The sequence below is a fragment of the Macrococcus equipercicus genome (assembly GCF_004359525.2).
GTDB lineage: Bacteria > Bacillota > Bacilli > Staphylococcales > Staphylococcaceae > Macrococcus > Macrococcus equipercicus.
On record NZ_SCWC02000013.1, the window covers coordinates 1 to 9,053 of the forward strand.

Genomic DNA, 9,053 nt, shown 5'->3' on the forward strand with positions numbered 1-9,053 from the left:
AATCCTGATTGTTGTTGTTTAAATTGTTCGTAAGATTTTCGTTCTTGCTCCAATCCGTATTTGATTCCCTCGGCACCATAATCAACTCCTAAATTTTTTTCACGTGTCACACGTTGCTTACCATCCTGATCGATAAAATCATACGAAAAACGAGTGATTTGTTGCTTCTGATTGAACCTCTCCCTTATGTTGACACCTAGATCAGTTAAATGCGCTTTAAAGCGCTCTAAATCGAAATGAAGGCTATCCTTTGTTTTTCCGAAGGCTTTGTCTATTCTCTCGCGTAAATCATCTTTCCATACATACTCGCCTTTATCCTTGAGTTTCTGTTCTTTAATCGTGACCGATGTGCCACGTTCTTTATTTTTCTCGATGACAGGGTAGCCGTGTTCCCTTACAATGGCATCATTAATCCGTTCGACAATCTTCTTTTCCTGATAACAATGATATTTATGGCCATCTTCTAAATTTACAGCATTAAACACAATATGATTATGATAATTGTTCGTATTGCCATGTGTATAGACGACAGCCTGAAAGCCACCACCGAGTTCTTTATTCAGGCGTTCGGCCAGTTCATATCCCATCTGGTTCACTTCAAAAGAATCAATGTCATGGCCTTTAAAGGACTGTTCAATGAGATGTGCCTGAATGTCTTTGCCTTCATCCTTTGCTTTGTTGAACGCTTTTCTGACGACACCAAACTCATATTCAGCGTTACTCGGATCACAGTTGATGCCAGACATCGCAATACACTTCTTTTCGGATGTGTCTTTGTCCTTGCCATCACGCCCATATTTAATGGATGCGGTGGCACTTCTAGACGAAGCTACTTTAGTTTGTGCCATATCTGATGCACCTCACTCTGTAGCATTTCGAATTCTTGTTTTAACGCATTGAATTCCTCAGTCAGTTTTTTAACCTCATTCATTTCATGTTGCCCTAAAAAGGATTCTCTTGATAAGCTTTTTAAGGCACGTGTCGATTGATTCATATTATTACCGACACGACTGATCTCTCCTGAAAGCTTTGAAAGAGGGGGTAAGATACTTTGAATATCCTCTGACTTCATCAGTGGACGATGTATCTTACCTCCTAATGCGCGCGCCTTTAAATATGATGTGATGTTCAAGTTGGCACTTGAAGCTGTTCCAGCGATCACATCATATTCATCTGCGTTCACTCGAAAAGAAATAATCTTTGATTTTTTCTTTGTCTCGCTCACTTGTTCGTCCCTCCATTCTGTAAAAAATATCTCATGTCCATTCGTCATTTTTTACGCCACTCCGTGCCGAAGTGATGTGATGTATCGGTTCAGACTGCTCCCTATTCGGTCACAGCCATTCACACGATTATTGTAAATCCAAATGACTCACTAATCGTTCACATTTGAGATTAACAACAGCCATCACATCACAAGAACACAAAACATTTATGTCCAATTGTTCTGTCACTATGCTTATCTCAATTATACCATAAATTGTATAAAAATGTTTTGGTCAAGCAGTGCGAATGTATACATTTGCTTCGCAAAGTATCATACACCTACTTGTAAGGGAAATGCTTTTCCCTTAACCCTATCGTTTTATATCATCGTCTATTTCTTCGAAATAAATAGATGATATAAAATACAAAAATCCATCCAAACATCACATGATGTTTGGATGGATTTTTGTAGAAAAATTCTACGAATTGATTGGAATATGCTGACTACTTTCGTCATCCTAATCCAATCAATTCGATACAAAAGATACTGCACACCAGTATCTTTTGTAAGACTGGTTATCGCAGTTTAGCCCTTCGTTCTAAACTGTGATAACCAGTTCGTTAACCCCTTTAAATCATTAATATGCCAGTAGCCTCTTGAATCGTCCATTGCGTTCGCAATGCCATTCAGAGCCTTCTTTAATTGATTGAGTTCTTCTTGAACTGCATTCAATTCATTCGGATCAATCGCTGACTGATCTTTATGTGAAATCATATAATTCTTCTTAAATTCATCCAGGGAAATGAACTTGCCGTTCTCTTTTCTTGGGAAGTCTTTGCCGAAGACCTCTTTTAACATCTGAAGTTCCTTCCTGTCTTTTTCACGCTTTTCTTTCAATAACTGTTTTCTCTTTTCTTCTAATGCTTGAAGTTCTTTTTCGTAATCAATATTTGTCATGACATATCCTCCTGATGTTTATCGTTATCCTTATTATGCCACTAGTCTTTACGTGGTAAAAAGAATAAGGTAGGCCACCTAGAAGAATTCATATGAATTCGATATAATGAGTAAGCCGTCTTTACTTCCATAGGCGAAATCTTATGGAAGGAGGTGATCTCCATGGATTTTTTACTTGTTAACGTAATCGCACCGATTATTGTCGGTGTCATTCTTATGTTGTTTTCTCACTGGTTAGATCAGCGTAAGTCGTAAGACGGCATACCAGCACCTAAAAAAACCCCCTAACTGTTCCCAGCAGTTAGGGGGTTCGGTGTTTCCATGGAATTTCTACTTGTTAACTTTATTATATCTCATTCAATTTTCTTTGTAAAACTAATCAATGACATAGACATACTTTACAGCATGTTTAAAAATCGTTATTTCTCGTCCATCTTCTGTTTCGATAATAATCTCATACTGTGGTGCAAATAAATATGTTCCAGTGATAGCTTTTCCGTCAGTAAAAACAATTTTAATCTTTTCACCTTTGCGATGATAAAAACCAAACTTTCTTTTTACCTCTGCTTTTTCCTCAGACATATAATCACCTCAATCTTTTATTTTTTTAATTATAACTAAGAAATATTACTGAATAAACACATAAATAGGACCGTATAAGAGTAATAAAGCGTTCTGACAAGCCTTTAAACTACTTTAGGACTTTACAACCATTCAAATACATTATCGTTGCTTGTACGTTGTCTGTGCTAAGCTTTAACAAATCATTGGCAAACACTTGATAAAATAATATAGTATTTGATCAAGTGTTGTCTAACACGTCATGAATAACTTAATAAATAATTGCATTTGATTAAGGTAGATGTATTGATATAATTGTCTTTGAGATACTTAACAAATGATTGTCAAAGGATTAATAAGTTTAGATATAATTAGGCAAACGTTTAACAAACTATTGATAAAGGATTGATAAAATGAAATCGTGTATTGATCTTGCTAATGAATTGAATGTAAGTAAACAAACTGTGTTTAATAATGCTAAAAAATTGGAAATAGAACTGACTAAGCAAGACAATACTTTGTATGTTTCAAGTGCTGATGATGTTGAAGCAATTAAAAATAGAATACTCAATAATAAAGCTAAGTCATTGAATGTAGATGTATCTGAACTAATAAATAATGATAGTAGCTCAAAGCAAGACAATGATACTCAAGATGTATCAAACAATAACAATAAAATAGAACTTCTTAGACAAATGATTGATGATAAAAACAAACAAATACAATCATTGCAAGATGATAAGCAAGACTTGACCTCATTACTTAAGCAACAACAACAGTTGTTACACAATCAACAGTCATTACAATTACAATCCAATGATAAGATAAAGGCTCTTGAATTAGAATTGAATGAGATTAAAGAAGATACTTCTCAAGCTGATACAAATAAAGTTGATAGCTTTTATAAAGATTTAAGAGAAGATAAGCAAGAAAGTAATAGCACGACAAATAAAAAAGGTGGCTTGTTGTCACGTTTCTTTAAGTGATATTAAAAAATTATTGAGTTAAAATAACATTCAAAAATATACTTGAATGTTACTGATGGATATGTTAAGCTTCATTCAAATGAATTTTTGAATGAGGTGCTTTTATGTTTCAAACTATTATTACTGCTACTGTTTTATACACAGCAACTGCTGTAGACTTATTAGTTATTTTATTAATTTTCTTTGCTAGAGCTAGCACAAAGAAAGAATATAGAAACATCTATATTGGACAATATCTAGGTTCTATTATTTTAATATTAGTAAGTTTATTTTTAGCTTTCGTATTAAATTATGTTCCAGAGAAATGGATGTTAGGATTGCTAGGTATAATACCAATTTATTTCGGTGTTAAAGTAGCATTATATGACGATTGTGCTGGTGAAAAAAGAGCAAAAAAAGAATTGGATAAAAAAGGATTATCAAAATTAATAGGAACTGTGGCATTAGTGACTATCGCAAGTTGTGGTGCTGATAACATTGGATTGTTTGTTCCATATTTTGTTTCACTTAATATGTCAAATCTAATAGTTACACTTATTACATTTTTAGTGTTGATATTTGTATTAGTTTTTACAGCTCAAAAAATTGCTAATATACCTGGAATTGGTGGTACTATTGAGAAGTATAGTCGTTGGATAATGGCTGTTATTTATATAGGACTAGGAATGTTTATTATCATAGAAAATAAAACAATTCAAACAATTTTAGAATTTTTATTTTAGATAAGGGTGTTGAAATTAAATGAATAAATCTATTACTTGTGACATAGTATGTGTTCATGAAGATAAAGTGGATAAAGCGTTAGATTTTTTAAAAATTGAGAAGTCGCAAAGATTACTTAATATTTTTCAAAAAATATGCGATGAAAAAAAATTAAAAATTGTATTGTCTTTACTGAGTGAAAAAGAACTTTGTGTCTGTGATATTGCTATCATTCTAGATATGAGTGTGGCTTCTACATCTCATCATCTTAGATTATTGTATAAAAATGATGTTCTTGATTTTTATAAAAATGGGAAAATGGTATATTATTTTATCAAAGATGAAGAAATTAAGTTATTTTTTAGTAATAATTAAGCGGTCATATTTCTGTGACTGCTTTTTTTATTTGTCTGAAAATGTAACACAATACCAATTATGTTACATGATAAACCCCGTAAAAAGAGGGGTTTATTTTTATGTCTGAAATAATGTATCATAATGATATCAATACATACATTATACGTATCATATAGGAGTGATTTTGATGAACAGTGTGGAACCGATTAGAGATGTGAAAAAGATACAGGAGATGAAAGAAACACTCGCTTATTATGGATCTGAAAGAGATGTTTTTCTGTTTAATCTCGGAATTAACTGTGGTCTGAGAGTGAGTGATATGTTGAGATTAAAGAAAAAAGATATTAAAGATTATACAATTAAACTAAGAGAACAGAAGACCCGTAAACAGAAACAAATCCCCCTTTATCATCTAAAGGAGGATATTGATCGTTATATTCAGTTCATGGAGGATGAAGATTATCTGTTTAAAAGCAATAAACTCGATTCTGAAGGTAATAGTAAACCCATTAGTCGTGTACAAGCCTATAGAATACTCAATCATTCAGCAAAAGCAATCGGTTTAAGTGAGATTGGCACACACTCAATGCGTAAAACATTTGGTTACCATTACTACAGGAAAACGAAGGATGTCGCTCTGTTGATGGAGCTATTTAATCATTCTTCTCAGTCTGTAACTTTAAGATATATTGGCATTAATCAGGATGTTATTAACGCCTCAATAAGCGAGACGATGAATAATATCTTCTCATAGAAGAAAGGTTAATCTAATATTCAAGAAATAAAATTAAAGTAATGAAAGATAATTAATTAATGTCTATGAACTTATGTCTAATAGAATCATCAGGCAAGAAGCAATAATTTTTTTGAAATTTTTTTCGATTCAAGGAAAAAAACTTGTAAATACAGTTTCTTATAAACTTAGGTATTAGATAAAAAAACCAAACTTTGTATCCTAATATTTCAAAAATTTTTAAAAGTGCATCACTGTAGAAGTAATACTTATTATCATGATGCAATATAATACTATCTACATTAAGAGTATCTCTCAAAAGTCTAATATTATGTGATTTATTTGAAGAAAATCTAAAAACATCGTTTTTAACAAGTGATATTAAAATTTTTATATAACCATTACAAAATGAACATTCATCATCAAAATAAATAATATTAATGTCAATCACCTATTTACATATTTACCATATTTTTATATTATAACATTATACTAAAATGAAAAAAAATACTATTTTTAGTTTAAAAATAATTATATTATATACATATAAATTTAAAAGAGGATGTTGATAATAATATGATATTATTTTTTACTAGTTTATTAAGTTTGTTAATCATCATTTTAATTTCTCGTTCAAATATTGTCGAAGATAGAAATATAATGATTGGCTATCGATCAAGACAATCTTTGAAAAGCCCTAAACATTGGGCAGCTGCTCAAAAATATTCAAATAATCTAGCAAAAAAAATTTTCTCACTTTTAATAATTTTAGGAATTTTTTTTTCTGTTTATGAATTAATTAAAGGAATGAATTTATATAGCGTGACTGTTCAAACGATTTTAATTATCTTAGGATGTATTTGGCTCATTATTTCTACTGAAAAGTATTTGAAATCGGTAAAGTAAATGAACAGATTAAATAATAATTCTTATAAATTAATAATCATTACTATATTAGGATTTTCTATACTTTTTTTAAGTATAAGTGCCATTATTCCAAATAATCCTATAAAACCTATCACCAAACCTTATGAAACAAAAATATTTGTGGAATAGTGACTCTAGCAAAGAAGGAGCATCCGAATTTGATAAAGAAATGATTGTATCTGTAGTAAAAACTAATCTTAGTAATTAATCTACTCTAAAACTATCATAATCGAAACAAGCAAACCAAAATAGAAAATTTCTATTTTGGTTTGCTATTTTTTTGGAATAGTTATACAATTTAATTAACTTAATTGAACGTAAAAAGAACATTCAGCATTAATAACTGCGCCAACAGTTATTAACCGCTCACCGATCCTCATCATCGGCAAACACTTTAGAATGTTCTTCTAACTTCCTCGTTATGAGATTTATATTTTAATCATACCCGATTTTTCAGAGGTTATCAATAAAACAAATCTCAAGAGTAAGTTATAAGAATATTAAATCGACAAAAGTCATAAGAGTGCATGCCATGGAAAAGACCGGCGTGTACTCTTTTTTCGTTCCTATCAAAAAACTGAAAAGGAATGATATCACATGGCTTACATCATGAACGACTTTGACAACAACTTTGAAACAATCATCGCAATGGATCGTACCGTTGAACGATACAATCGTCACCTTAAAGAGACTGAATACCGTGTTTTAAACGTTTTAAAACAACACAGCTTAAAAGTGATTGGTTTTTCTCACTTAAAACTTCAGACCATCGCAGACCTTCTACATATCAGCAAGAAAACAGTCTATCGTACTCTAAAAAATCTTGATGAAAAAGGGTATATCACTAAGATTCACACGGTTAGTGGAAAACGTAAAAATAACGGCGCATTAGTCTTTAGAATTAATACCTATACACAATATGAAGTCATCCGAGAAAAAAATGTCCACGCTAAAATGTCCACGCTTAATCAGGTGATTAAGACCGGAAAAGAGCTGTCACAACAGGCGTTACAACATGTTCATGCAAAAAAGGAAACTATATTCTTTTTAAATCTATTAAATATCTTTTTAAGTAACAGGAAACGTTTAAATAAAACACATTCTAAAGTTTTATATCACAACATTAAAAACTCAGATATCCGTGTCAAACCGATGGAAGTGCCTGACGAAATTTACAACGTCGCAAAGCCTTTCTTTAATGATGAAGAAATTCTGTCTCTGTACAAAACAATGCTGAAAGAAACCATCGGTAACAACATTTACGACACTGAAGATCACATTGAAATCATGATTTATGCGATACAATCATTTGTTAAAGCGAAGAAAAAAGAATTTAATGGACTGGCATCTAAGATTAAAAATGACAGAGCATACTATATCGGCATTCTACGTGAGTATATTGGACAACATTATTTTGTCTATAATGCTGTCATCTAGTTATCATTGTGAATAAAGTGTATCGTGCTCTTTCTGTAGTTTCTGAACACGTTCGAGAAAATCTTTTTCTGTCTGTGAATTTTGAATCTGTTGTCGAATCTGATAACGCACGTTGTCATAATCCTGTGCTGTGAGATGACTGTATTCAGACACACTGAGATGTTCCAGTTGAATCTTCCGAATAAGATTGTCACCAATACGCTTTTCATAGATGGCTAAATACTCGCTATGTTTATTCATGAGTATTTTTCGTTTCTCACGATCATCAATTTGATTGATTTTCTGTTGAGCGACTGAAAAATGGCGATGTGTCACATGTTTTTTTACGGTTGTGTTGAAATCTAATAATCCTTTATTCATGAGGCTGTCCAAATAGTTTTCAGTTATTGTATATTGTTCATTTACTTTCTTAACATGGAGATGTTGCTGGTAAAACGGTAACGGTGATAAGGGTGTCCATGTACTGATTGTGATACCGATGATAAAAATGATCAGTGATAAGGGTAGTGTGAATCTTAATGATCTGAGATGGTCTTCCTGACTTCCAAACCAGAAGAGGATTACGAATAAACATAAAATAACGATACATATAGGGATGACATAATATAAAAATGTAAACATACTAATGCATTCCTATTACGAGATAATAGATGATAAATATCACAAAAATGAGACTGATGATTACCGGTACATAATTCAAAAAGATGTTTGACTTTAGATAACCTTTATTCAGTTCTTGTTGGTAGCTATCCATCTCAGATTTTAAATCACGCTTTATATCGGTTAAAACTGTTTGTTTCAGCTTTTTAGCGTCCAAGTCCATCTCGGTCATGTTGTCTATTTTGTTTTGACTTAACTGAATGGTCTTTTGAAGTTCTGTCTTGAGTACTTTGTTTTCGTTGATGGCTGTGTTCATCTCTTGTTCTAGGTTCTCGTTGTGTTCTTTCATTGCCTGCATCTCTGATACGAGCGTCAAGTATTTCTCCCGCATACTGTTGAATGCTATCTCTGCTTTCTGGTATTTCAATGTCAGATGTTCTACCTGCTGGACTAGGTGTAAATCCTGATTGTTGTTGTTTAAATTGTTCGTAAGATTTTCGTTCTTGCTCCAATCCGTATTTGATTCCCTCGGCACCATAATCAACTCCTAAATTTTTTTCACGTGTCACACGTTGCTTACCATCCT

14 protein-coding genes are annotated in these 9,053 nt (G+C 32.0%); 7 read left to right on the forward strand and 7 right to left on the reverse strand.

Annotation, left to right across the window (positions count from 1 at the left end):
• The 3 genes from ERX35_RS10935 to ERX35_RS10945 all read right to left on the reverse strand — a co-directional run.
• Positions 1 to 848, reverse strand: an 848-nt coding sequence (locus tag ERX35_RS10935) for a relaxase/mobilization nuclease domain-containing protein (RefSeq protein ID WP_149459924.1), incomplete at its 3' end; no start/stop codon positions are given.
• The gene (locus ERX35_RS11505; protein WP_246143167.1) at positions 830 to 1,273 is read right to left on the reverse strand and encodes a plasmid mobilization protein; all 444 of its coding nucleotides are present in this window, start codon (positions 1,271 to 1,273) and stop codon (positions 830 to 832) included. The genes ERX35_RS10935 and ERX35_RS11505, both read right to left, overlap by 19 nt.
• 519 nt (positions 1,274 to 1,792) lie before the next feature.
• Positions 1,793 to 2,164, reverse strand: coding sequence for a hypothetical protein (locus tag ERX35_RS10945; protein ID WP_149459925.1), 372 nt, complete (start codon positions 2,162 to 2,164; stop codon positions 1,793 to 1,795).
• Positions 2,165 to 2,326: 162 nt separating this feature from the next.
• Between ERX35_RS10945 and ERX35_RS10950 the strand changes: the two genes are divergently transcribed.
• Positions 2,327 to 2,419 (forward strand): type I toxin-antitoxin system Fst family toxin, encoded by a 93-nt coding sequence (locus ERX35_RS10950; RefSeq protein ID WP_133418524.1) that lies wholly within the window; start codon positions 2,327 to 2,329, stop codon positions 2,417 to 2,419.
• Between the two features lie 120 nt (positions 2,420 to 2,539).
• Here the strand turns inward: ERX35_RS10950 and ERX35_RS10955 are convergent, their stop codons facing one another.
• Positions 2,540 to 2,746 (reverse strand): hypothetical protein, encoded by a 207-nt coding sequence (locus tag ERX35_RS10955; protein ID WP_149459926.1) that lies wholly within the window; start codon positions 2,744 to 2,746, stop codon positions 2,540 to 2,542.
• 392 nt (positions 2,747 to 3,138) lie between these two features.
• Here ERX35_RS10955 and ERX35_RS10960 point away from each other — a divergent pair, with 392 nt between their 5' ends.
• The 4 genes from ERX35_RS10960 (at position 3,139) to ERX35_RS10975 (ending at position 5,524) form a co-directional block, all read left to right on the forward strand.
• The gene (locus ERX35_RS10960) at positions 3,139 to 3,711 is read left to right on the forward strand and encodes a hypothetical protein (RefSeq protein WP_133418526.1); all 573 of its coding nucleotides are present in this window, start codon (positions 3,139 to 3,141) and stop codon (positions 3,709 to 3,711) included.
• A gap of 104 nt (positions 3,712 to 3,815) precedes the next feature.
• Positions 3,816 to 4,433, forward strand: coding sequence for a CadD family cadmium resistance transporter (locus ERX35_RS10965; RefSeq protein ID WP_149459927.1), 618 nt, complete (start codon positions 3,816 to 3,818; stop codon positions 4,431 to 4,433).
• A 19-nt stretch (positions 4,434 to 4,452) separates the two neighbouring features.
• A complete protein-coding gene (locus tag ERX35_RS10970; RefSeq protein WP_133418528.1) occupies positions 4,453 to 4,788 on the forward strand; it encodes an ArsR/SmtB family transcription factor in 336 nt (111 codons plus the stop codon).
• A 169-nt stretch (positions 4,789 to 4,957) separates the two neighbouring features.
• The gene (locus ERX35_RS10975) at positions 4,958 to 5,524 is read left to right on the forward strand and encodes a tyrosine-type recombinase/integrase (RefSeq protein ID WP_149459928.1); all 567 of its coding nucleotides are present in this window, start codon (positions 4,958 to 4,960) and stop codon (positions 5,522 to 5,524) included.
• A 52-nt stretch (positions 5,525 to 5,576) separates the two neighbouring features.
• Here the strand turns inward: ERX35_RS10975 and ERX35_RS11720 are convergent, their stop codons facing one another.
• Positions 5,577 to 5,954: a thiol-disulfide oxidoreductase DCC family protein gene (locus tag ERX35_RS11720; protein WP_149459929.1), complete on the reverse strand. Its 378-nt coding sequence runs from the start codon at positions 5,952 to 5,954 to the stop codon at positions 5,577 to 5,579.
• A 125-nt stretch (positions 5,955 to 6,079) separates the two neighbouring features.
• Here ERX35_RS11720 and ERX35_RS10985 point away from each other — a divergent pair, with 125 nt between their 5' ends.
• Positions 6,080 to 6,409: an SdpI family protein gene (locus ERX35_RS10985; protein ID WP_149459930.1), complete on the forward strand. Its 330-nt coding sequence runs from the start codon at positions 6,080 to 6,082 to the stop codon at positions 6,407 to 6,409.
• 630 nt (positions 6,410 to 7,039) lie between these two features.
• On the forward strand, positions 7,040 to 7,867 hold the full coding sequence (locus ERX35_RS10990) for a helix-turn-helix transcriptional regulator (protein WP_170234620.1): 828 nt from the start codon (positions 7,040 to 7,042) through the stop codon (positions 7,865 to 7,867).
• Between the two features lie 3 nt (positions 7,868 to 7,870).
• Here the strand turns inward: ERX35_RS10990 and ERX35_RS11620 are convergent, their stop codons facing one another.
• Together ERX35_RS11620 and ERX35_RS11555 are read right to left on the reverse strand one after the other, a co-directional pair.
• The gene (locus tag ERX35_RS11620) at positions 7,871 to 8,227 is read right to left on the reverse strand and encodes a hypothetical protein (protein WP_246143168.1); all 357 of its coding nucleotides are present in this window, start codon (positions 8,225 to 8,227) and stop codon (positions 7,871 to 7,873) included.
• 446 nt (positions 8,228 to 8,673) lie between these two features.
• Positions 8,674 to 9,053 (reverse strand): hypothetical protein (locus ERX35_RS11555; RefSeq protein WP_211360030.1); only part of this gene is annotated, 380 nt, incomplete at its 5' end.

What these genes read in the sequence shown, in the direction of transcription:
- ERX35_RS10965 (WP_149459927.1), top strand. Translation starts at nt 3,816, where the DNA reads ATGTTTCAAACTATTATTACTGCTACTGTTTTATACACAGCAACTGCT.
- ERX35_RS10985 (WP_149459930.1), top strand. Translation starts at nt 6,080, where the DNA reads ATGATATTATTTTTTACTAGTTTATTAAGTTTGTTAATCATCATTTTA.
- ERX35_RS10945 (WP_149459925.1), bottom strand. Translation starts at nt 2,164, where the DNA reads ATGACAAATATTGATTACGAAAAAGAACTTCAAGCATTAGAAGAAAAG.
- ERX35_RS10970 (WP_133418528.1), top strand. Translation starts at nt 4,453, where the DNA reads ATGAATAAATCTATTACTTGTGACATAGTATGTGTTCATGAAGATAAA.
- ERX35_RS10950 (WP_133418524.1), top strand. Translation starts at nt 2,327, where the DNA reads ATGGATTTTTTACTTGTTAACGTAATCGCACCGATTATTGTCGGTGTC.
- ERX35_RS10990 (WP_170234620.1), top strand. Translation starts at nt 7,040, where the DNA reads ATGAACGACTTTGACAACAACTTTGAAACAATCATCGCAATGGATCGT.
- ERX35_RS11505 (WP_246143167.1), bottom strand. Translation starts at nt 1,273, where the DNA reads ATGACGAATGGACATGAGATATTTTTTACAGAATGGAGGGACGAACAA.
- ERX35_RS10960 (WP_133418526.1), top strand. Translation starts at nt 3,139, where the DNA reads ATGAAATCGTGTATTGATCTTGCTAATGAATTGAATGTAAGTAAACAA.
- ERX35_RS10975 (WP_149459928.1), top strand. Translation starts at nt 4,958, where the DNA reads ATGAACAGTGTGGAACCGATTAGAGATGTGAAAAAGATACAGGAGATG.
- ERX35_RS10955 (WP_149459926.1), bottom strand. Translation starts at nt 2,746, where the DNA reads ATGTCTGAGGAAAAAGCAGAGGTAAAAAGAAAGTTTGGTTTTTATCAT.
- ERX35_RS11620 (WP_246143168.1), bottom strand. Translation starts at nt 8,227, where the DNA reads ATGAATAAAGGATTATTAGATTTCAACACAACCGTAAAAAAACATGTG.